This is a genomic window from Saccharothrix longispora, assembly GCF_030852425.1.
Classification (GTDB): domain Bacteria; phylum Actinomycetota; class Actinomycetes; order Mycobacteriales; family Pseudonocardiaceae; genus Actinosynnema; species Actinosynnema longispora.
In genome coordinates this window covers 327,504-351,671 of record NZ_NSDM01000011.1, presented here as the reverse complement: position 1 = coordinate 351,671, position 24,168 = coordinate 327,504, and the positions used below count along the sequence as shown (strand labels likewise).

General features: G+C 73.4%; 3 protein-coding genes. All 3 read right to left on the bottom strand.

Annotation, left to right across the window (positions count from 1 at the left end; all coding sequences use genetic code 11):
* Window positions 1–34: 34 nt before the first annotated feature.
* The 3 genes from CKY47_RS25515 to CKY47_RS25505 all read right to left on the bottom strand — a co-directional run bounded on the left by CKY47_RS25515 (window position 35) and on the right by CKY47_RS25505 (window position 23,894).
* On the bottom strand, window positions 35–21,520 hold the full coding sequence (locus tag CKY47_RS25515) for a toxin glutamine deamidase domain-containing protein (protein WP_306748682.1): 21,486 nt from the start codon (window positions 21,518–21,520) through the stop codon (window positions 35–37).
* 200 nt (window positions 21,521–21,720) lie between these two features.
* Entirely contained in the window at window positions 21,721–23,373 is a 1,653-nt protein-coding gene (locus CKY47_RS25510) for a WXG100 family type VII secretion target (protein WP_306748681.1), read from the bottom strand.
* A 17-nt stretch (window positions 23,374–23,390) separates the two neighbouring features.
* Window positions 23,391–23,894: a YbaB/EbfC family nucleoid-associated protein gene (locus CKY47_RS25505; protein ID WP_306748680.1), complete on the bottom strand. Its 504-nt coding sequence runs from the start codon at window positions 23,892–23,894 to the stop codon at window positions 23,391–23,393.
* Window positions 23,895–24,168: the final 274 nt, after the last annotated feature.

Sequence of the window (24,168 nt, the reverse complement as noted above, 5' to 3'; positions counted from 1 at the left end):
ATGTCTGCTGCTCTGGTCGGGGTGGTGCAGGACGCTACGGGACCGGGCCGGCCGTCGGCGTCGCGGTGGTGGGCGGCGGGCCCGGCTGCGGCAGGTCCGGCAGCGGGATGAACTGGATCGTGACCACGTCGCGCTCCAGGTCGGCCGGGCGGTGGTTCTGCGAGTCGAAGAACGTGATGTCGCCGCGGTCGTTCCAGGCGTTGAAGACGTGCCCGGTGCCGTCGGGGCGGGTGATGCCGACGCTGACGTGCCTGCCCGGCTGCGCGGCGAGGTGGTCGACCACCTCGTGGTAGTTCGCGACGGTCCGGAACGTCGAGGCGAAGGTGGCCTCCAGGTACGAGCCCTGCGCCGGTGCGGGCAGCGGCGGCGCCGCGACCGGGCGGCCGTGCAGCGTCTCGTGCGTGGCGATCACGCAGTTCGTGCAGTTGACGTTGTGGCCGGGGACGTTGTTCTCGAAGTTCACCCGGTTCACGTTCGACAGGCCGGGGTAGGCCGTGTTCGCCCACGTGGCCGCGGCGTTGTCGTCGGCGAACGCCGCGGCGTGCTTCGTGCCCGGCGGCAGCCACCTGGCCAGCTCGGCCGCGTGCTCGGCGTTGTGCCGGGCGTTGAGCCGGTCCTCCTCGGCCTTGCGCTCGGCTGCCTGGCGGGCGTCGAGCGCCGCCTCGGCCTGCTGCTGCTCCAGCAGCTGCCTGGCCTTGAGGTCCTGCTCCGCCTTGAGGCGCTCGGCGTCCTGAGCGGTCTTGAGCTGCTGGGCGGCCTGCTGCCGTTCGACGAGCTGCCGCTGGTCGAGCTGCTGCTCGGCGGTCTTGCGGTCCTGGTCCTGCCGGGCGACCAGCTCCTTCTCGACCCGCTGCCGCTCGGCGGCCTGCTCGGTGTCGAGCTGCTGCTCGACGGTGCGCAGGAAGGCCGCCTGGTTGTTCAGGACCTGCTGCCGGACCTGGTCCGGGTCGAACGACCCGGGCGCGACGGCGAGCTGCTGCTGGATCTGCGCCTCCACCTGGTCCCGCTCCAGCTTCTGGTGCGCCAGGACCTGGGTGGCGAACTGCTGCCGGTACGCCTGCTGGTTGGCCGCCAGCTCGGCGGAGACGCGGTCGTACTCGGCCTGGAGCCGGGCGGCGAGCGCGTTGCTCTCGGTGACGCGGTCCTGCTGCTGCCTGGTGAGCAGGTCGGCCTCGGCCTTGAGGCGCTCGGCGTCGAGCCTCGCGGCCACGGCGGCGCTCTCGGCGTTGTAGTCGGCCTGCTGCTTCGCCGTGAGCGCCAGCGCCTCGGCCTGCTTCTCGGCCGCCTGGCGGGCCGCGACGGCGTTGCTCTCCGCGGTCCGCTCGGACCGGTGGCGCGAGGTCAGCGCGGCGGCGGCGGCGTCACGCCGGGCGGCGGTGCTCGACGGGCCCGGCGTCGGCGTGCCGGGGGTGGGTGTGCCGCCCGCGGCGGGTGCGCCGAAGGTGCTCGTGGCGGTGACCGCCGGCGCGCCGAAGGTCTGCGCGCCGAAGGTCTGCGCGCCGAAGGTCTGCGCGCCGGGCGGGGGGACGAAGGCGGGGCCGGACCGGGGGGTGGTGGTCCCGGAGGCGGGCGGAGGGGTGCCGGTGGACGGGGTGCCGGTGGACGGGGTGCCGGTGGACGGGGTGCCGGTGGACGGGGTGTTGAACGTCGCCAGTCGCCGGTCGGCCTCGGTCTTGGCGTTCCACCAGTTCGCCTGCTGGACGTCGGCCGCGTCCTGCTGCTGCGCCAGGTCGGTCCCGACGGTGGTGATCCGCGTCTCCAGGTCGGCGCGTTCCCGCACGACCCGCTGGTGGTCGAACTCGGCCGCCTGCCTGTCCTGCTCGGCCCGGCGGGCGTTGCCGCGGGCCTCGCGGAGCCGGTCGTCGGCCGTGGCGAAGTCGCGGCGCGCGTCGGCGGCGGCACGCTCGGCCACCTCCAGGTCGGTCCTGGCCCGGTCCGCCGCGGCCTTGGCGTCCGCGGCCGCGTCGGCCGCTGTCCGCTGCCGGTCGAGGGCGGTCCGGTGGTCCTGCCGGGCCTTCGCCAGGTCGAGCGCGGCCCTCTCCTGCCGGGCCTGCCGGTCGTCGCGGATCTCGGTCGCGTCCTGGACGGCCCGCACCAGGGCCGACCGCACCTGGTCGGCGTCGGCGTCGGAATCGGCGTCGGTGGTCGGTGTGCCGGGCGTGGTGTCCGGGTCGGTGGTCGGTGTGCCGGGCGCGGCGTCGGGATCGCTGGTCGACGTGTCGGCCTCGTCGTGCTCGGCCAGGGCCGTCTCGGCGTCGCGCAGCGCCCGGTCCGCCAGGGCGCGGGCGTCGTCGACGGCCCGCGCGTGGGCCTCCGCCCGCCCGACGCCCTCCTGCGTCGTCCGGACGTCCGCCGCCGCGTCGCCCAGCGCCTCGTCGGCCCGCCGGGAGGCGTGGTCGAGGTCGACCGCGCGGGTCTCGGCGTCCTCCAGCGCGGTCTCCGCCGCGTCACGGGCGGTGCGGGCCTCGTCGACCGCGGTGGCGTGGGCGCCCAGCGCGTCGAACGCCGTCTCCGCGTCCCGCGACCGGGTGTCCAGGACGGTCTGGCGGTTGGTGACCTCGATGTCCGCGCCGGTGCGCTGGACCAGCAGGTCCTGCGCCTGGTGGCGCGTGGTCTCCACGGCGGCCTCGGTGGTGCGCCACGTCTTCGCCACGTCCCGCACGCCGTCCAGCGCGGTCGCCAGGTCCGGCGGGACGGTGCGGCCCAGCGTCGCCTCGACGTCCGCCAGCGGCATCCGCAGGTCCACCGAGTCGGGCACGGTCAGGTCGTAGACGCCGACCTTGCCGCCGCCGAGGTCGGCGACGAACCGGTACTCCACGGTGAACCCCACCAGGCCGGTGCGCCCGGACGGCTTCACGTTCTGCTGCGTGCCGCTGACCGGGCCGCCCGAGTCGGCGGTCGAGTCGTCGGCGCTGTGCTTGAACTCCGGGAAGGCGAACGCGGAGTTGGCCGAGTCGACCAGGTTCGGGTTGCCCTGCGCGTCGTCCGCCTTCTTGTTCACGCCGCCCGTCGGCGCGACGACGAAGTCCCCGCTCTGGGTGTGCTTCGCCTCGGACGTGGTGGTGTGCGTGGTGGAGGTCGGGTTCTCCAGCTTGACGCCGTCGCTGAGCGAGCCGAGCCGGGGGTCGACCAGCTTCGCGTACACCTTCAGGTTCGCGTGCTGCGCCCTGCCCAGCGTCGCCTCGTGCAGGCCCGGCACCTCCAGCGGGCCCTTCGTCATGCCGGGCAGCATCGACTGGAGCGTCTCGGAGCTGAGCGTGGACAGCAGCGAGTTGAGCGAGCCGGTGCCCTTGCCGGTGATGCCCTTGCCCGCACCCGCGCGTTCGAGCGCCGCGACGGCCGCCATCCGCACGTCCTGGACGCCGCGCATCCCCTCGACCGACGCACCGCCGGGCACGTCGTGGCCGCCCCGCTTCCAGGCGTCGACCTGGGCCCGCGCCGCCTCGGTCGGCGGCCGGCCGGTCGCCTCCGCGCCGTACGGGCGGCCGTCGGCCGGCACGTCCGCCGAGTCCACGCGGACGTTGTCGGCGTGGACCCGGACGGTGATCGGCGCTTCGTCGGCCTTGACCCGCGCGACCTCCTTGTCGCCCTTGTGCACGACCAGCTCGAACTCGACCGGCACCTCGTAGCGCACGGCCGGGCCGGTGGCGGTGTGCTTGTGGCCGAACAGCTCGGTCGTGGTGTCGGTGGTGGTCTTGGCCTGCGCGAAGTTCAGGCTCGCGCCGACCGCGCCGCCGGCGGCGGGCGACTGGCCGTTCTTCACGTCCGGCAGGTGCTGGCCGCCCGCCCTGGCGCTGACGCCCCAGGAGGACCCCGTGGTGACGGCGTCGGAGTTCTTGTTCGAGCCGGCCAGGATGTGCTCGATGTCGCGGCCGTCGTTGACCGCCTCCAGGAACTTCGGCTGCCCCACCTTGGCCTTCAGCGTGACCTGGTAGGTGTTCTTGCCGATCACCGCGCCGGGCTTGTGCAGCAGCAGCGGCACGCCGCCGTCCACCGCGGAGTCGATCAGGCCCTTGACGCTCGTCGGCGACGTCAGGTCGACCAACCGCTGGAGGTTGCGCATCGAGTCGTCCAGCACCGAGTCGGGGATGAGCTCGCGCTTGGAGTTCTGGTTGACGACCGCGGCGAGCTGCGCGACCACGGGGGACAGGTCCGGCACGTCGTCCACCAGGCTGAGGCCCAGCCCGCCGGGCTCGCCGGGGTTGAGCCGCTTCGGCGGGCGCATCGTGCCGTGGTCCGGCGAGTCGTGCGGCGGCACGTCCTCCAGCAGGCCCATGTCCCGCGCGACCTGCTCGCTGACCCGCACGAACACGCCGCCCGGCAGGGTCACCGTGCCGCCGCCGGCGCGCGGGGTGCCCTTGTGGATCGCGTTGCCGGACCGGCTCTCGCCGACGATGGAGAATGTCGCGTCCATCTGCACCAGCACGGTCCGCTCACCGGACGGGCGGACCAGCTTGCGGTCGACGTTGCCGCCGACCTCGCGGGCCGTCGTCCCGGTCTTCGACCACGGCGTCCACTTCGCGCCCGCGGTGAACGTCGCCCCGCCCCGGGGCGTCGCGTCGTTCGGCTTGCCGCCGAGCCCGACGCCCACCGAGCCCTCCACCGACTGGCCGTGCGCGACGCTGTCGCCGGCCTTGAAGCCGCCGGTCGTCCACGTCTCGACCGGTGTGGTGTCGGAGATGGACACCAGCTTCGCCCCGCCCAGCTCGACGGTCATGCCGACCGCGCCCGTGCGGTCGGTGACGCGGCGGTCGAACCGCAGGCCGTCCTCGACCAGGCCCGTCTCGGCCATCCTGCGCAGGTTCGCCTTGAGGTTCTCCGGGCTGAACATCCTGTCGATCTGGTTGCGCGCCTGCGTGCCGGGCACGGTCAGCGACCCGTCCGCGCCCGCCGAGGTGTTCAGCCACTCGACCGCCTTGTCCCGCAACGCCTCCGCGTTCGTCACGGCTTCGACGTGCAGCCACTCGTGGCGTGGCGGGCGGGTCGTGCCCGGCTTGAGCAGGGCGGAGATGGTGGTGCCCGGCGGCAGCGCGCCGTCCACCGGCTCGCCGGGCTTGAAGTCGGTCGACGGGGTCTTGAGCGCGGAGCCGTCCGGCACCCAGAGCTGCACCTTGCCGCCGATCTGCGGCAGGATCGTCGGGTTGCCGGGGGCGTTCGGGGCCGGCGGGTTGTCCGGGTCGGCCGTCCGGACGACGGTCTTCTCCTTCGGCACCTGGAGGAACGGCGAGCCCGGCGTGACCCGCTTGACCCACGACCGGTTGCGGCTGAACGTGGTGATCTCGATGTCGAACTCGATGTCGTGCGCGAACACCTGCGACCTGGGGTCGCCGACGTTGAGCGCCACGTCGTTCACCACCGGCCCGGCGGTGGTCTTGTTCGCCGTCGTGCTGCTGTACTTCACGGCCGCGTTGCCGGTGGGCGCGAGCGCCGCGGTACCCGGCTTGACGTTCGCGCCGCCGCGACCCTCGACGCCCGCGCTCCAGCCCTTCGTCGTGGTGGTCGCGCTGTCCAGCTTCGGCGCGGAGGAGGACAGGCCGCGCACCTGGCGGGCGTCCGCCTCGCCGAGGTGCTTCCCCCCGCTCAGCCTGGCCTTGACCGTGACGTTGACGAAGTCGTTGGTGGCGAGGCCCTGCCGCTTGAGCTGCACCTGCACGCCCGGACCGAGCAGGCTGTCCATCTTCGCCTTCAGCGCGGTCGGCGACAGCTCCGCGTCGAGCTTGCGCTGGTTGTTCAGCCTCTCCACGACGTCGGCGAAGTTCTTGCCGTCCGCGCGCGGGTCGGTGCCCCGGTTCCACTCGGGCAGGAAGCCGTCGAAGTCCGGCAAGCCCTTGAGGGCGTTCTCGACCTGCGCCTGCACCTGGTTCGCGGTGGCGAACTCGCCGACGCGGATGTTGCCCGCCGCGAGGCCCTCGGCCAGGTAGGGCGGTTCGAACCGGGTGTCCTCGGTGCCGGGCTTGGTGACCCGGGCCTGGGTGCCCGCCGGTACGGGCAGGCCGTGCGCGTTGGCCTCCGGCAGGCCGAGCCGCACGTGCGCGGTCACCGGGACGGTCACCGTGCTGCCGTTGGGCGTGCGCACCTCGACGTTGGCGGACACCCTGTACAGGCCGGTCTGCCCGCCGACCTGCATGCCGGCGCGGTTCACCGACGTGGTGCCCGCCGACGAGCTCTCGGAGGTCTTGGCGGACGCCGAACCCGTGATGCCCGCCGTGCCGATGGGCACGCCCGGCGTGCCGACACCGCCGCCGACGGCCGCGTTCACCTCGACGCCCGAGCCGACGGTGGCCGTGACACCCGTGTTCGTGGTCGCCGTGTCGTGCATCCGGAACTGCGTGCCGCCGTGCGTGCCGACGAGCTCGGCCTCCACCAGCGTCGCCTTCATCTGCACGGCCGAGCCGTACGCCGAGTGCGGGCTGGTCAGGTTCGGCGAGGTGACCCAGCCGTTCAGCATCACGTGCAGGTTGTCGCGGATGTTCGTGGCGCTGAGGAAGTCCCGGAGCACCGTGCGGCCGTCCGCGCCGGGCTTCGTGACCGACGGGTGCAACTGCGCCGCCACGTCCCGGAACGCCCGGTCGGCGTCGATGTCCGTGACCGCCTCGGGCACGAGGTGCTCGACCTTCGCGCCCCAGGCCCCGTCCGCCGGCCGCACCTTGCCCAGGGCGTTGTCGGTGTTCGCCAGGTTGCGCAGGTCGTCCGGGATCTGGAGGGCGACGCCGGTCCCGTCGGTCCGGACGTCCGTGCTGCCGACGACGACGCCCCGCGCGTCGGTCAGCGTGACCCGGTACGTGACCGGCACGTCGTGCTTGGTCGAGCCGTCGCCGCCGCGGACCTCGCGGTCGTCCAGCGCCGACGTCGTGGCGGTGTTGCCGGTGACGGGGGTGGAGAGCGTGGTCTTCACACCGACCGTGCCGTACACGCCCATGCCCTGGCTCGCGGTGGCGTTGAGCGAGACGTCGTTGCCGGTCGTCAGGCTCGTGGTCGTCGTGGTGGTCGCGCCGCTGTCCACCCGGCTGTCGACCTTGGCGGGCGACGCCGTGCCGGGGCCCGTCGCGGGGTTGAGGACCGCCGTGACCTTGGCGTCGTAGAAGTTCTTGCCGACCTGGACCTGGAACGTGCGGCCGTTGCCCAGGAAGGACTCGAAGTCGTCGTCCAGCGCCTTGCCGATGCGGTCGACGCCCCGCGGCGTCACCCCGTCCACGGTGGGCAGGAGGTCGTCCACCGCGGACGTGACCTGCTCCGCGCCGCGCACGCCGTTGACGGCGACCGAGCCGAGCGCCTGGTTGTTCTGGAAGAAGTCCGGCAGGTCCACCGAGGCGAAGACCGGTTCCGGGACGGGCGGGGTGATCGTGACCAGCGGGACGGCCGGGGGCGGCGCGGGCCGGGACCGCCGGAACGGCGCGTTCGGGGCCTGCACGTCCGACTGGACCGTGTCGAGGACCTCCTCGGCGAAGGTGTCCGACACGCGCGGCGGCCGGTGGTCGATCCGGGGCGCGGTGCCGCCGGGGGCCGGGACCACGGCGCTCGGGTCCGTCCACACGGCCGCCGGGTCGTTGGACGACTCCAGCGCGCGCATCCGGTTCTCGACCAGCCACAGGTTGCGCGGCTTGAGGCTCGCGTCGGCCTCGTCGATGCCGTCGGTCGTGGGCGCGTTGTCGCCCATGACCCGGCCCTTGCCGTCCTGGTGCTGGAAGATCGGCCTCGCCTTGCCGGTCTCGAAGTACTCGTCGTGCAGGCCGAGGAAGTGGCCGACCTCGTGCGCGAGGCGGCGCGGGTCGGTGTCCACGGGCCAGCTCAGCTGGTTGGCGCGGCCGTCGGGCGCGGCGACCTCCACGGTGGCGTGGGCGTCGGCGGGGTCGGTGGTGAACTCGACGGTGACGTGGAACTGCTCGCCGCTCGGCAGCCGGTGGCCCTGGTTGAACAGGTGCTCCACGCCCGCGCGGGTGCGGTCGCGCACGTCGGCGAGCTGCGCGGGATCGGCGTGGCCTGCCGGGTCGAGGTGCACCTTGACGGTGAAGTCGCGGACCGGGGTGCCGTTGACGTCCAGCACGCGGGTGTCGTAGGCGATCGGGCCGCGCCACGCCTTCATCTTCACGCCGTCGCGACCGACGGTGGTGGTGTTCATGACACCGCCGTCCTCGCCGCGGACGCGGCCGGTGATCGGCGCGCCGGCGCGGGCGGTCCCGATGTCGGCGTCGGACGCGGGCGCGGGGTTGGCGAACCAGTCGGCGGTGGGTGCGGTGCTGTGCCGCCAGGACGGGTCGTCCAGCACCGGGTGCGGGGCGGCCGGTCCGGACGACGTGATGACGGTGTCGGTGACCTTGGCGCCCACCGGGGCGGCGGGCGGGGTCCAGCCGTCGGCGCGCTTGAGCTCCCAGTCGACGTGCACGTCGGTGGTCGGCGTCGTGGTGTCGCGGACGGTCGCGTCGATGCCGTGCGCGGCCAGGGCGTCGGCCACGAGCCGCGCGTCCGGGCCGGTGACCGCGACGGTGGGCCGCTGGTAGCCCTTGCGGTCGCGGATGCCGTTCTGCTCGACCAGGTCCTTCGCCAGGGTGTCGAGCACCGCGCGGTCGGCCGGCGGCAGGTCGGTGGCGCCGGGCGGCAGGTCGAACGACCGCTCGGGCCTCGGGCCGCGCACCGCGCGCGCGGCGGGGGGCGTGCCGGCCGCATCGGTCTGGGCCGCATCGGTCTGGGCCACCTGGGGGACGCCCGGCTGCGTCACCGGCACGTCGCGGTTCAGCGGCGGTGCGGCGGGCGGCGTGACGACCGGCGTCCCGGGCGGCGGCGCGCTGTTCGGGGCGGTCCCGGGAGGCGGCGGGGTGCCGTCGTTCGTCGACGCGGGGGCCGGCGCGGGAGCCGGGACCGGTGCGGGAGCCGGGGTCGCGTTGTAGGTGTCGACGCGCTGGTCGACGACGCGCTTGGCGTCCCACCACGCCTGCTGCCGCGCGTCCGCCTCCTGCCGGCGGTCGTTCAGCACGACCTCGGCCGCGGCGATCCTGGCCTCCTGCGCGTCCCGCGCGGCGAGCAGCACGTCGTAGCGGGCCTGCTTCGCGTCGCGGTCCGCCGTCGTGTCGCGGACGGTCCGCTGCTGGTCGCGCAGGTCGGTCTTGGCCTGGTCGAGGGTGTCGCGCGCGGTCTTCAGGTCGTCGCGGGCGGTCTTCAGGTCGCCCTCGGCCCGCTCCAGGTCCGCGTTGGCCCGCTCGGCCGCGTCCTTCGCGTCGCGCTGGGCGTCGAGGTCCGTCGAGTGCTGCGCCTTCGCGTCGTCCAGCTCGGTGCCGAGGCGGTCCACGCCGGCCTGCACGCCGTCGCGGGTGCTCTTCGCGGTGTCCACCGCGTCGGCCAGGTCCCGCTCGACGGCCGGGTCCACCGGCGGCGCGCCCTCGGCGGGCGGCGGCGCGGCCCGGTGGTCGGCGAGCGCCTTCCCGGCCGCGTCGAGGTCCTGCTTCGCCGTGTCGAGCTTCTCCCGCGCCTCGCCGAGCCGGAACTCCAGGTCGGCGACGGTGTCGGCGGACGACTCCACGTCCGCGGTCGCGTCGCGCAGCGCCTCGTCGGCGTTCTGGGCGACGACGTCCAGCTCGCCGACCTCGGTGTTGAGGTCCTTGACCCGCTGCTGGAGGTCGGCCACGGAGTCGCGCGCGTCGTCCACGGCCTTCGCCAGGCCGTCGACCTTGCCCGACTCGGCGCCGGCGGCGCCGATCACGCCGTTCAGGTCGTTGGACAGCGCGTGCACCTCGGCGTCGGTCTTCGCCAGTTCGGCGGCGGCGGCGTTGATCGCGTCCTGCGCCGCGTGCCGGGCCTTGTCGACCTCGACCTCCGCGTCGCGCCAGCTCTTCGCCGCGGCCTTGACGTCGTCCTGCGCCTTGGCCAGCTCCGGGTCGAAGTCCTTGCCCAGCACGGCCTGCGCCTCGGGCGCGGGCATCCGCACCGCGGCCGAACCCGGCACGGCCAGGTCGACGACACCCGTCCTGCCGCCGATCGTGGCGACGACCCGGTACTCGACGTCGAACTCGACCAGGCCGGTGCGGCCCTGCGCCTTGAGGTTGTTGACCTTGTTGTCGGTCGCGCCGCCGGACACCGCCTGCGAGTCCTCGGCCGCGTGCCTGACCTCGACGCCGCCGGTGTTGAAGTTGACCGTGTCCTTGGGGTCCGTCCCCTGCTTCACGGCCGCGCTGCCGGTCGCGAAGCCCACCGACACGTCGGCGCTCTCGGTGACCTTGGCCTCGCCGCTGGTGGTGCTGACCACCGAGACCGGGTTCTCCAGGTTCACGCCGTCGCTGAGCGCGCCGAGCCGGGGGTTGACCAGCTTCGCGTACACCTTGACGTCGGCGTCCTGGCCGAACGTGAGCGCGGCCTCGTGCAGGCCGGGCACGTCCAGCGGCCCGTCCAGCATGCCGGGCAGGCCCGGCTGGAGGTTCTCCGAGCTGAGCGTGGACAGCAGGGTGTTCAGCGGTCCGGTGCCCTTGCCGGTGATGCCCGGCTTCGCACCCGCGTCGGTCAGCGCCTTCACCGCCGCGTCCCGCAGGTCCTTCGCGCCGCGCAGGTTCTCCACCGACGCGTTCGGCGGCAGCGACGACGGCGACCCCGCCCGCTGCCACGCCCGCGCCGCGGTCGGCGTGCCGAACTCGGCGCCGCGCTTGATCGCCGCCGCCATGTACGGCGGCGTCGGCCCGGCGGCCGGGTCCGCGACGCGCTGGTTGTCGGCGTGCAGCCGGATGCCCATCTCCTGCGCGCCGGTGGTCGCCCTGGCGATCTCCTTGTCGCCGCGCTCCACCACCAGCTCGAACTCGACCGGCACGGTGTACTTCGCGGCCGGGCCGCTGCCCGCGCGCAGGTGGCCGAACTGGTGCGTCGTGGCGTCGGTGACCGTGCTCGACTTGGCGTGCCCGTAGTTGGCCGACGCGATGACGCCCGCGGTGCCGGACACGTTCGGGTTCGCGCTGCCCGGCGAGGCCAGGCCCGGCGCCTTGACGCCCACGCCCCAGCCGGAGCCCCGGCCCTGCCCGGTGGTGACCTTCTCGGCCCCGGCGATCGTGTGCTCCACGTCGACGCCGTCGTTGACCACCCGGTCGAACTTCGGCTCGCCCGCCTTCGCGCGCAGCGTGACCTGGAACGAGTCCTTGCCGAACGTCCCCGGCTGGTGCACCAGCAGCGGCACGCCGCCGTCCAGCGCGCTGTCGATCATCGCCTTCACCGAGGCCGGCGAGGAGAAGTCGACCAGGCGCTGGAGGTTGTTCATCGAGTCCTTGAGGACCGAGTCGGGCACCAGCGGGTCGCCGAACCGCTTCGACGTCTTCGCGTTCACCTGCGTCACGAGGTCGTCCACCGCGGCGGACAGGTCCGGCACCTTGTCGACGGCGGACAGGCCGAGCGAGCCCGGCTCGTCCTTGGCGAGCGTCTTCGGCGGCGCCATCCCGCCGAAGTCCGGCGAGCCGACCGTCGGCGCGACGTTCGGCAGCACGCCCAGCTCGCGCGCCACGTCCTCGCTGACCCGCACGAACACCGACTTGGGCAGCTTCACCGACGCGCCCTCGGCGCGCGGCGTGCCGCCGTGGACGACGTTGCCCGCGCGGCTCTCGCCGACGATCGTCACGTCCGCGTCGAGCTGGATCAGCACGGTCCGCGCGGCGGGCGGCGTCACCACGTTGCGGTCGACGCTGCCGGCCACCTCGCGCGCCTCGGACTTCGAGTCGGCCCACGGCGTGTACTTGCCGACCGCGGCCACACCGCCGGCGCCGCTCGCGGGCGTCGGCTCGCCGGCGGGCGGCGGGGTGGCGTTCGGCCTGATCGGCACGTTGACGCCGCCGGTGATGTCCACCGACCGGCTGGTGGACGACGCGTCGCCCGCCTTGTAGCCGCCGGTGACGGCGTTCTCCGTGCCGGTGTCGTCGGCGATCGACACGAGCTTCGGGTTGCCCAGGGTCATCGACATGCCGACCGAGCCGGTGCGGTCGGTGACCCGCCGGTCGTACTTGAGGCCCTGCTCCTGCATGCCCGTCTCGACGAGCTTGCGCAGGTTCGCCTTGATGTTCTCCGGGCTGAACATGCGGTCGATCTGGTTGCGCGACTCGGTGCCCGGCACGGTGAGCGCCGAGTCGCCGTTCGCCGCGCGGTTGAGCGCGTCGATCGCCTGGTCCCGCAGCGCGGTGGTGTTCGCGACCGCCTCGACGTGCAGGAACTCCGGCGACGCCGGCTTGGTGCGGTTGGTCAGCAGGTCCTTCACCGTCGGCGCGTCGGTCAGCGTCGTGACCTGCGGGTCGCCGGGCTTGAAGCCCTTCGGGTCCACCTTCAGGGCCGAGCTGTCCGACACCCAGACGTTCACCTTGCCGCTGATCGCGGGCAGGATCTCGGGGTTGTTCGGCGCGGCCGGGTCGAGCGACGCGCCCACGGTGCGCGCCACGACGCGCGGCTGCGGCGCCTGCCGACCGGGCAGGCCGGGGGTCACCCGCTGCACCCAGGAGCGCGGCCGGGTGAACGTGGTGATCTCGACCTCGAACTCCACGTCGCCCTGGAACACCTGGGCGTTCGGGCTGCCGACGTTGAGCGACGTCGAGTTGACCGTCGGGCCGCCGGTGTTCTTCGACGTCCACGAGTGGTTGTACTTGGCGCCGAACTGCGGGGTCGGCATGAGCGTCGCGTTCGCGGTCTTGGCCGGGATCACCACCTTGCCCTCGACGCCGCCGCTCCAGCCCTTCGTGGTGGTGGTGGCGCTGTCGAGCTTCGGGCCGCTGGACGACGCGCCGCGGATGTTGCGGGCGTCGGCCTGACCGAGGTGCGTGGTGCCGGAGAGCTTCGCCTTGACCGTGATGTTGACGTAGGTGTTGGTCGTGGCGTCGGAGTTCTTCAGCTGGACGTTGACGCCCGGTCCGAGCAGGCTGTCCATGTTGGACTTCAGCGCGGTCGGCGACAGCAGGTTCAGCTTGCGCTGGTTGGCCAGCCGCTGCGCGACGTCCGCGAAGCCCTGCCCCTTGCCGCTGCGCGGGTTCGCGTTCGGGTCGTTCCAGTTCGGCAGGAAGTCCTTGAACCCGGCCACGTTCTTCAGCGCGGCCTCGACCTGCGACTGCACGCGGTTCGCCGGCTCGAAGTCGCCGACGCGCGCGTTGCCCGCGGCGAACGCGGAGTCCAGGTACGGCGGCGCGAAGCGGGGCGTGTCGGTCGGCTTGGTGGTGCCCTTCTGCGTGCCGTCGGGCACCGGCAGGTCCAGCGCCGCCGCCTCCGGCAGGCCCAGTCGCATGTACGTGGTGACGGGCACGGTGACGTTCGCGCCGCTCGGCGTGCGCACCTCGACGTCCGCGGTCACCTTGTAGAGGCCGGTCTGGCCCTTGAGCTGGATGCCGGTCTTGTTCACGGTGTTCGTGCCCGCGTTCGAGCTGTCCGCGGTGCGCGCCGAGTACGTCGCCGTCACGCCGACCTGCCCGCCGAGCACGCCGGCCTGGCCGATGTTGCCGCCGAACCCGGCGGTGGCGTCGAACCCGGTCTTCGTCGTCGCGGTGACACCCGTGCTCGACGAGGTCGAGTCGTGCAGGCGCAGCTGGGACGCGTCGTGCACGCCGACCAGTTCGGCGCCCTTCAGGGTCGCGCGCGCCTGGACCGCCGAGACCTTGCTCGCGTGCGGGCTGACCAGGTCCGGCGAGGTCACCCAGCCGGTGAGCATCGCGCCCATGTTGTCGCGCATGGTGGTCGGGCTCAGGAACGTCTGGAGCGCCGCGCGACCCGGTGAGCCGATCTTGGTGATCGACGGGTGCAGCTTCGCCGCGACGTCCGAGAACGCCTTCGTCGAGTTCACGTCCGTGACGGCCTCGGGCACGGCGTGCTCGACGCGCGCGCCCCAGTCCGCGCGCGGCGCGTTCGGGTTCGCCGCGAGCGCCGGCTTCGAGTCCGCGATGGTCGACAGGTCGTCCGGGATCTGGAGCGTCACGTCGACCGGGCCGGCCGGGTCCGAGTCGACCGTGATCGGCGGCTGGGCGTTGCCCCGCGCGTCGGTCAGCGTGACCCGGTAGCTGACCGGCACCTTCGCCGTGGTCGAACCCTCACCGGAGCGGATGATCCGCTGGTCGGTGGTGGCGGTCGAGCTGGTGATGCCGGTCGCCGGGGTCGCCTGCTGGGCCTTGCCGCCGATCGAGCCGTAGGGCCCCGTCGCGACACCCGCAGTGGCTGCCGCGCCGACGTCGTTCGCCGTGGTCAGGTTGGTCGTGGTGGACGTCGCCGTGCCGCTCTGCGCGGTCATGTCGACCTTGGTGGTCGTGCCGGGCGTCGTCACCGCCGCGGCAGGGTCGGCCGGCGGCATCATCGTGGCCTGGACGTTGGCCTCGAACCAGTTCCGGCCGATCTTGACCTGGAAGTTCCGGCCGTTGCCGAGGAACGACTCGAAGTCCGAGGTCAGGGCGCTCTCGATGGCGGCCTTGTCGTCGGCGCGCAGGCCGTTGACGGCCTCGGTGACCTTCGGCGCGCCCCGCACGTCGACCGGGGCGATCGTGCCCAGCGCCTGGTTGCCCTGGAAGAAGTCCGGGAGGTTCTTCGTGGTGAGGACCGGTCCCGGGGTGGGCGGGGTGAGCGTGGCCATCGGGATGACCGGGTTCGGCGTGGGCCGGGACCGCAGGCGCGGCGCGTTGGGCGGTTGCACGTCCGCGTCGGTGTCCGTGCGGGTGTCGGTGCCGAGGTCCCGGGAGCGCGTCTCGGGCACGACCGGGGCCGCGGTGTCCGGGCTCGTGGTGCCGGGGGCCGTGCTGGTGGGGGCGGTGGTGTCCGGGGTCGTGGTGTTCGAGGTCGACGGGACGTCGGGCGTCGGCGCCGGCCTGGTGCCCGGCACGTCGGGGGTCGGCGCGGGGCGCGTGCCGGGCACGTCCGGGGTCGGCGCGGGGCGCGTGCCCACGACGTCCGGCCCGGAGGCCGGGGCGACGTGCGGGGTGTAGGTGCTCCGGCCGTTCGGGCCCTGGACCGCGTCCACCTCGATCGGGGCGACCTCGGGCAGGTCCGTGCCGAACGGCGTGTAGGTCGTCGGCGGACCGGACGGGTGGTGCACCACGATCGGCGTCCGGAGCTGCGTCGCGAGCGCCTGGGCGGCGATGTGGTCGGCGTTCGCCGCGCTCTCGGCGTCGGCCCTCACCTGCGCGGGGTCCGGCACGTCGGGCAGCGGACCCGTCTCCACCGGTCCACCGTCCGGGTGAACGTCGGGGCCCGTCATCACGTTGCGGGACTCCGCGCCGGGCACTTCTCGCAGGACGGACGGGTCGAACTCCGGGTTCGGCCCCGGCTGCACGACCGAGTTGACGAGGTCGCCGTTGGTGGTCGGGTGGTCCGTGATGAAGTCCGCGAGCTGCCGGCGGATCTCGATCTCGGCCTCCGCCTGCGCCTTGGCGTCACCCCTGAGCTTGCCCTTGTCGGCGCTCAGGGACGACACGTAGTCGGTCACGTCGCCGCGCAGCTGCGCCGGGTCGACGTTCTGCGCCTTGCCCACCGCGTCGTACAGGCCGTTCGGGGCGGGCGGGAGCGTCGAGGGCAGGTTCGAGATGTTGTTCATCGCGCCGAACCTGCGCTGCATCGACGCTTCCGGCCCGGACATCGCGGTGTTGACGCCCGCGACGGTCTTGACGATCCGGTTGCGCTGGTCGATGCCCGCCGTCACGCCCGGGTGGCCGGGCACCGGCGTCGACATCGCCGAGTCCATCTTGCGGCTGGGGCCGGCACCCAGGTCCTTCGCGACCTTGGCGACCTCCTTGAACTGGGGCGCGGTCGACGGCTGGGGCGGGGGTGCGGTCGGGTTGTCCCTGGGGGGCTTCGTCTGCGGGGGGTTCGGGTTCAGCTGGGGGTCCGGGTCGGCCCCGAGGTTCGCGGGGTCGCGGTTGACGCCGGCGAGCTTCGGGAACTTGTCCCGGAAGCCGCTGAGGCTCGTGCCGGACTTGTCCTCCTTCCGGTGGAAGAAGCGGTCCGCGACACCGCCCAGCGCGGCGTGCGTCTGGGGGAGCGAGCCGGACTGGACGTAGGTGACCGCGATGCGCGTCAGGTCGGTCTCGACCGCGCCGCCCTTGAAGTCCGAGATGAACGCCCGGGTCCGGATCGGGTGGCTGTAGTTCTGGGCGTCGACCGCCAGCTGCGAGAGCTGGACGTCCTTCTGGTCCGCCACGTCGGCGGCGGTGTCCGCGGCGACGTCGGCGTCCATGTCGACGTCGGCGTCGGCGTTCGCCCCGGCGTCGGCGTTCGCCTCGATGTCGGCGATCTTCTGGTCGTAGACGGCGCCGAGCTCGTTGGCGAAGAAGTTGTTCAGCGACCTGCCGAGCATCGAGAACTCCGCGCCGCCGTCGCCGAACCGCACGGTCGGGTCGACCAGCGGCGCGACCCCGTCGAAGAACAGGTTCGGCTCGGGCGTGTACGGCAGCATCGGGCTGGTCTTGGCCTGCTCGACGCGGGCGTCCATGTCCTGCGTGATCTTCCGGGCGAAGTCGCTCTTGAACGCCTCCGGGTCCGGGATGGTCCCGCCGGTCTGCTGGAGCTTGGCCTCCACGTCCTGGACCAGGGTGTCGAGGTCGGGCGTCCGGTAGCCGCCGCTGAACATCAGCGGGCGGGCCGGCGGGAGGCCGTCGGGGCCCTTCATGCTGTCGACGACGTGGTTGAAGATGTGCCGACCCGACGGCACGTTGCGCGAGCCCAGGTCGAAGTCCTGCACCGCGATGTACGGGTGGCTCCCGTTGTTCGCCATCGCCGAGATCGCGAACTTGTTCGGCGTGCTGTCCAGGGTCTCGTTGCGCATCGTGCCGTACGGCAGGTTGCCGCTGGACGGCATCTTCCAGGTGAAGCCGGTCAGGGCCACCGGCACGTCGATGTCCGCGAGCACCGGTTCCAGCTCGGCCAGCTTCGCCTCGACCGCCGCCTGCGCGTTCGGGTCCAGGTCGCCCCGGGTGTTCACGCCGATCACGAACGCGACCTTGCCGTCGAGGCCCTTGGCGTCCGCCGTGATCTGGCCGATCACGTCCCGCAGCGAGTTCGCGTCGATGTCCTTGATCGGCACGATGGCGTTGACGACGAAGCCGACCGGCTTGTCGTTCTTGACGTTCGCGTCGAGGTCCGCCAGGTAGCCGCCCGGCGTCGGCAGGTGGACCGGCCTGCCGTTCGCGAGGTCCTTGAAGGCGTCGTTGAACTTGGTCGTCGCGTTGCTCTGGAGGTCGACCACCGGGCCGTTCACGTCCCCGACGGCGTCGGTGCCGGCGTCGGGCATCTCGACGTCGGCCGCCGGGTCGAGCGGGGCGTTGACGTCGTTGTCCCACGTCACGCCGGTGATCGGGTCCGTGTCGGTGCGCGGGCGCTTCGACACGTCCCGGACGTCGGTGTCGGTGTCGACGTCCATGTCGGTGTCGACGCCGTCCTCGCCGTCGCGCTTGCGCTTGCCGCCGCTGGGGGCGGGCCGGCTGCCGGGCGTCTCCGGCGGGGTGGCGTTCGGGTTCGGCGCGTTCGGGCCCGGGTTGGCGGGGTCCGGCGCCGGGGCCGGTGCCGTGGTCACCGGGGGCGCGTACGTCGTCGGGGGCCTCGACGTGGGGCCCGGGTCGTTGAGCAGCGTGTCCGGGACCGCGACCTGGCTGTTGGCCGCGCGCTCGACCAGCCACAGGTGGCGGGGTCGCAGGCCGGGGTCGTTGCCGAGGACGTCGCGGCCCATCATGCCGCCGTCGTTCAGGTGCACGCCGGAGTTGGTGGCGTGCTGCTGGAAGACGCGGGTGGAGTCCGAGTACTCGTCCGGGACGCCCAGGTAGTGCAGGGTTTCGTGGGCGAGGAGGTTGGGACTGGAGTTCGGGTTCCAGTGGGTCTGGTCGGTGCCGGTCTTGCCGACCTCGATGGTGGTGTGGGCGTCCTTCGGGTCGTTCGTGAACTCCAGGTTGAGGTGGAACTGGTCGCCGCTCGGCAGGCGGAAGCCCTGGTTGAGCAGGTCGTCCACGCCGGTCTTCGCCTTGACCTTGAGGTCCGCGATGGTCTGCGCGTCGACGTCCGGGTCCTTGCCGGGCTTGAGGTGGACCTTGACCGTGTAGTCCTGCACGAACTTGCCGGGCGCGACCTCGATGCGGCGCAGGTCGTAGTTGACCAGCCCCTGGTAGGACTTGATCTTGCTGGGCGTGCTGTCGGTGGTGACGTCGGCGACGACCGTGTTCACGGTCTTGAAGTGCGCGTCGGCCCGGCGAGGCGCCCACACGTCCGGCGACACGGGGTCGCTGGGCGCGAACCAGTCGGCGGTCCTGGCGGGGTCGTGCCGCCAGGACTCGTCGGCGATGACGTCCTTGCCGCGGGGCCCGGTGGGGGCGTCCAACTTGGGCGGCGCTCCACCGCCGCGGACCTTCTTGTTCTTCGCCGGTGCCGGCGGTGCGACCGGTGGCACGACCACGGCGGCCGCGGGGGTCTGCACCTGGGTGTCCGGCGCGGGCCGGGTCTTGACGTCCGGTGCGGCGTTGGCAGCCGGTGCCGCGTCGGTCGCGGGTGCCTTGGGCGACGTGCCGGGAGCCCCGGAGTTCGGCGGCGTGCCCGGAGTGGGCGGCGCGGTGGCGGTCGGCGCATTGCTGTTGGGCCCGCTGGTGTGGGGCGCGGTGGTGTTCGGCGTTCCCGGCGGGGCCGGTGGTGTGGAGGCCGGCGGCGGTGCGACCGGCGGCGTGCCGGCCGCAGGCGTGTTGACGGCCGGGGGAGTTGCTGCCGGGGGTGTGGGGATCGGCGGGGTGACGGCAGGCGGGACGACCGAGGGCGCGTTGACCGGAGGGGCGCTCGCTACCGGCGGTGTCGAAACCGGCGGCGGTGCGACGGGCGGCGTCGAAATCGGAGGCGTGGAGATCGACGGCTTCGAGACCGGTGGCGTCGAGGCGGGGGGCGGGGTGGAGGCAGGGGGCGTCGAGACGGGGGGTGTGGAAGCCGGTGGCGTCGAGGTGGTCGGCGACGAGATCGGTGGCGTGGAAGCCGGTGGCGTGTTGACCGGTGGCGTGTTGACCGGCGGGGTGCTGACCGGCGGCGTTGCGACCGGGGGTGGCGAGACCTGTGGTGTCTTTGCGACCGGTTGGGCCGGGGTCGGCTGGTTCGGGGCCGGCGGGTTCGTGCTGGGCGTGTTCGCGGCCGGCGGGGTGTTGACCGGCGGCGTGTTGACCGGCGGTGGCGTGCTGATGGACGGGGTGGCCGGCCTGGGCTGAGCGGCCGGGGGCGCCTGCGACCCGGCGGGGGCGGACTTGACCGTGCCGTCGCCCGCAGGGGGCTTGGGTGCGTCGAAGACGCCGTTCGGGCCGCTCGGCTTGGCGGTCCCGCTCGTGCTGCCCGTGGTCGGCGGCGCGGTCGCGGCCGGCGTGGCAGCCGGGGGCACCGCGCTTGGCGGCACCGCGGTGGACGGAGTTGCGGTCGAGGGTGCGGTGATCGGCGGTGCCGCGACCGGGGGAGGCGTGACCGGCTGTGGTGTCTTCACGGCCGGTTGCTGCGTGCTCGGCTGCTGCCCGGCCGGGGACGGCGTCGACGTGGGACTCGGCGTCGACGTCGGATTCGGCGGCGGCGTGACGCTCGGGGTGGTCGGGGTGTTGATCGTCGGCTTGGGTGCCGGTGGTGGGGTGGACGAGGAGGTGGGCGGGGCTTTGGTGATGGTGCCGTCGGCGGTGGGTGCCCTGGGTGCGTCGAAGGTGCCCTTGCCGGGTCCGCCGGTGAACTTGCTGGACCGGTCCGTGCCGCCTGCCGCGCCGGGTGCCGCGCCGCCCATGGGGCCGCCGGCCATCGGGGCTCCGCCCGCGGGCGGGGTGACGGTCGAGGGCGTTCCCGCAGTCGGCTTCGGCGTCGTCGGCGGGGCGGTGGCCGTGGTCGACGGCGGGGTGGAGGTCGTGGGCGTGCCGGGCGTGCTGCCGGGAGCGCCGGTGCTCGGGACGCCGCCACCCTGGGCCCCGCCGCCCGGGGTGCTGATGCTCGGGACGCTCGGGGTGGTCGGGGTGTTGATCGTCGGCTTGGGTGCCGGTGGTGGGGTGGACGAGGAGGTGGGCGGGGCTTTGGTGATGGTGCCGTCGGCGGTGGGTGCCCTGGGTGCGTCGAAGGTGCCCTTGCCGGGTCCGCCGGTGAACTTGCTGGACCGGTCCGTGCCGCCTGCCGCGCCGGGTGCCGCGCCGCCCATGGGGCCGCCGGCCATCGGGGCTCCGCCCACGGGCGGGGTGACGGTCGAGGGCGCGCCACCGAGAGCGGCGGTGATCTTCGACGCCGCCGTGCCCGCGCCGGGCTGCGTGGTCACGCCGGTGACCGGGGCCGCCCCCGGCGTCGGGCCGCCCTTGGCGATGGGGCCTGCTCCGGACGCACCGGGCACACCCGTCACCGGGCTGACGCCGGGACCACCGGTCGAACCCTTCGAACCACCCGGCGTGGCACCGGGGGCACCGGGCACACCGGCGATGGGGCCGACACCGGGTCCGCCGGTGGTCCCGCGCGTCCCGCCGGGGGTGGTGCCGGTGGCGCCGGGGACGTTCGTGATCGGCCCGACGGACGCCCCACCGGGGGTCTTGCCGCCGCCGGGCGTGGTGGCGCCGGTGGCGCCGGGGATGTTGGCGATGGGGCCGACGGACGCCCCGCCCTTGGGGCCGCGAGTGCCGCCGGGGGTGGTGCCGGTGGCGCCGGGGACGTTCGTGATGGGGCCGACGGACGCCCCGCCGGTGGTCTTGCCGCCGCCGGGCGCGTTGGGGCCGGTGGCCCCGGGGACGTTCGTGATGGGGCCGACGGACGCCCCGCCGGTGGTCTTGCCGCCGCCGGGCGCGTTGGGGCCGGTGGCCCCGGGGACGTTCGTGATGGGGCCGACGGACGCCCCGCCGGTGGTCTTGCCGCCGCCGGGCGCGTTGGGGCCGGTGGCCCCGGGGACGTTCGTGATGGGGCCGACGGACGCCCCGCCGGTGGTCTTGCCGCCGCCGGGCGCGTTGGGGCCGGCGGCCCCGGGGACGTTCGTGATGGGGCCGACGGACGCCCCGCCGGTGGTCTTGCCGCCGCCGGGCGCGTTGGGGCCGGCGGCCCCGGGGACGTTCGTGATGGGGCCGACCGATGCCCCGCCGGTGGTCTTGCCGCCGCCGGGCGCGTTGGGGCCGGTGGCCCCGGGAACGTTCTTCACCGGGCTGACCGACGGCCCGCCGGCCGTCCTGCTGCCGCCGGACCCGTTGGGCCCGGACGCGCCCGGCTGGTTGTTGACCGGTGAGACCTGCGGCCCGCCGGGGCCCTTCGTCCCGAGCGGACCGGTGCCGGGCGACCCCGGCTGCCGCTGGGCGTTCGAGTTCGGGTCGATCGCCTTGAACTGGTCGCGGCTGAACTGGTCGTTCTGCACGTGGGTCTGCGCGGTCGCCTTCAGGCCCGACTGCACGTTGCCCATCGCGGTCGACGCGTTGTTGGCCTGCGCGACCGACGCGTCGTTGGAGTTGTTCAGGGCGGGAACGGCGACGATGCCGATGGGACCGAGGGCGTTCGGCCCCAGCTTGAGGCCCGTGAGGCCGCTGGAGATGGCGGCGAGGCGGGCCTGGAAGTCACCGGCCTTGCGCTGGAGCCCCTCCATGGAGGAGGAGTTCATGCCGAAGCCGGAACCCCCGGTCGGCCCACCGGCCGGGGGTGGCGGGGCGGACGGCGGCGGCGAGGACGGGCTCCCCGAGGGGTTGCCCGGGGAACTGGGGTCTGCGCCGCCACCGCGTGCCATGGATGCTTCTCCGCGCTCTTGGACCGTGACCGGGCTCTCGTGCACACCGGACCTCGTGGGCCGGTGGGCACGAGGCCTCAGGTGGTGACCGAGTTGCTGCCGTTCGTGCCGCCGCTGTTCTGGGAGTACTTCTCCTGGTAGGCGTCGTAGCTGGACTTCGCGGCCTCACCGGCGGCCTTCGCGTCGTCCGCCGCCTTCTCGACCGCGGCGCCGGCCTGCTCGGCCTTCTTCGACGCTTCCTCCGCGGCCTTGATGTCGGCGTCGTCGCCCGACGCGAACGCCTTGGCGTTGGCCTCGGCGGCCGCCGCGTTGGCCGCCGCGAAGTCCACGTTGGCCTGCTCGTACGTGGCGTTCGCCGCCTTCGCCGCGTCGTTCTTCGACGACATGTCGGTCTCGGCGGACGTGCGGCCGGGGTCGTCCGGGCCCGGGTTGTTCTTCTTGTACTCCTCGTACGCGGCCTTCGCGGCCTCGTCCGACGGCTTCGCCGCGTTCAACGCGTCGTTGCTGGCCTTCGCGGCGTCGGCGACGTCCCGGCTCTCCTTCGCGGCGGCCTCGGCGGCCTTCGCGGCGTCCGAGCGGGCCGCGTCGGCCTCGGTCTTGGCCGACTCGTACTTCGCCATCGCGGCGTCGTACCCGGCCTGGTCGCCGCGCGCGGCGGCGGCGTTGGCCTCGTCGATGGCCGAACCGACCTTGTCGTTCGCGGCGGCGGCCTTCTCCGAGGCGGTGTTCAGCGCCTCGTTGGCCTTCTTGGCCTCCTCGGCGGCCTTGGTCTCCGCCGCCTTGGCCTCTTCGTACTTCTTGTTGGCCTCTTCGGCCTTGTTGTTGGCCTCGGTGACCTTGTCGTCCTGCGCGTCCTTGGCGAGCGCCTTGTCGATCTCGCGGTCGACGCCCTTCTGCGCCTTCCACGACTCGTAGCCGACCTCGGCGACGTCGGCGATGTTCTCGAACCGGTTCCAGCCCTTGCCGACCTTCTCGGTGATCTCGTCGAGGTTCTTGATCCGGCCCATCTGGCGGGTGAGCGCGGCGGTCAGGCGGGCGATGCGGGACGCGATGTTCACGCCGAGCGCCACGGCCTTGCCGACCGCGAAGCCGATGTAGGCGGCGATCGACGCGCCGAACGTGATGATCGCGGTGGCGGCGGCGATCAGCGCGCCCGCCAGCAGCGACCCGAGCAGCTGGGCGATCAGGTCGCGCACGATGTCGCGCAGCACCGACACCAGCACGCCGCAGATCGCGACGATCTTCGCCTTCTGCTCGACCGCGTTGGCCAGCGCGTCCAGCTCCTGGCCCATGCTGTCCATGTTGGTCTTGAACGCCTCGGACGACGCGCCGGACCACCCGTCGAACGTGGCCAGCCCGCTGCGGTGGTCCTCGGCCAGCACCCGGATCTCGGCGGCCTGCGCCTTCGTCGCCTCGACGTTGGCGTTGATTTCCTCGGGGTCGCCCATGAGCTGGTCGAGCGGCTCCTTGAGGAAGCTCACGTGCTCGATCAGCCAGCCGATGCCCGCGCCGAGGATCGTGCCGAAGGGGTCGACGGCGAGCATCGCCATCGACGACGCCGTGCCGATCGCGGCGAAGGTGATGTCGAGCGCCTTCTCCGTCTCGGTCTCGGCGTCCTTGCCGATGCTCGTGATCATCTCGTCCCAGGCCGAGATGAACAGCGACCCCTTGAACTTGTTCTCCTCGGTGATCTCCATCCCCGGGGGCGAGGCGATGGGGGTTTCAGGCATGGTTCAGACCTTCCTCGTCACCAGGGCTGGTTCTCGTCGTCGTCGTCGTCCGCGGGCGACCTGCGGGCAGGGCGCGCGGGCATCTGCATCTGCCGGGACGCGTACGGCGGCGTCGCGCGGGCGGGCTCCGGTTCCGGCTCGGGGTCCGGCTCGGCGTAGTCGTGGTCGTCGACCTGCGACTGGTCGTCGTCCGGGATCGAGTCGCTGACCATGCGCATGGCCTCGGTGCCCTCGCCCAGCGGCTCGAACGCCTCCATCACCTTCTGCGCGGCCTGCTTCTGCGCGGTGCGGGCGGTCTGGAGGATGACCGCGGTCAGGCGGGCGGCGCCCAGTTCGACGGCGCGGTGCCCCAGTTGGAGGTTGAGCAGGCCCCCGTTCGGACCGACCGTGACGGTCACCGAGCCGTCCTGGCTGGTGGCCGTGGCCTGGGAGTTCTCGAAGTTCTCCTGGAGGTCCGCCGACTTGCGCTGGAGGTCGGCCAGCTTTGCCTCGAAGTTGTCGAGCCACTGCTGGGGGTCCAAGGTCGTCCTCCTGGGGTGGATACCGGTGCAGCCTGGAGTGCACCTCCACCCACCAACGCGCGCCCAACGCGTCACCAACGGGCTAACCGGGCGATGACGCTGCGGAACGCCGTATGCGAGGCGAAGGCCGGGACCCCGCCGTTGGCCCCGACCTCCACCAGGGGTTACGGGGGAGCGCGGGCGGTGGTTCACCAATTTACCCTGCGTGACGGAGTGCGACGCGCGGAACACGGGGGATCACGCCGAGTGGCGGTGTCGCCCGGTCGCACCAACG

Coding starts and splice junctions, on each gene's coding strand:
- CKY47_RS25515 (WP_306748682.1), bottom strand. CDS start 21,520: ATGAACTCCTCCTCCATGGAGGGGCTCCAGCGCAAGGCCGGTGACTTC.
- CKY47_RS25510 (WP_306748681.1), bottom strand. CDS start 23,373: ATGCCTGAAACCCCCATCGCCTCGCCCCCGGGGATGGAGATCACCGAG.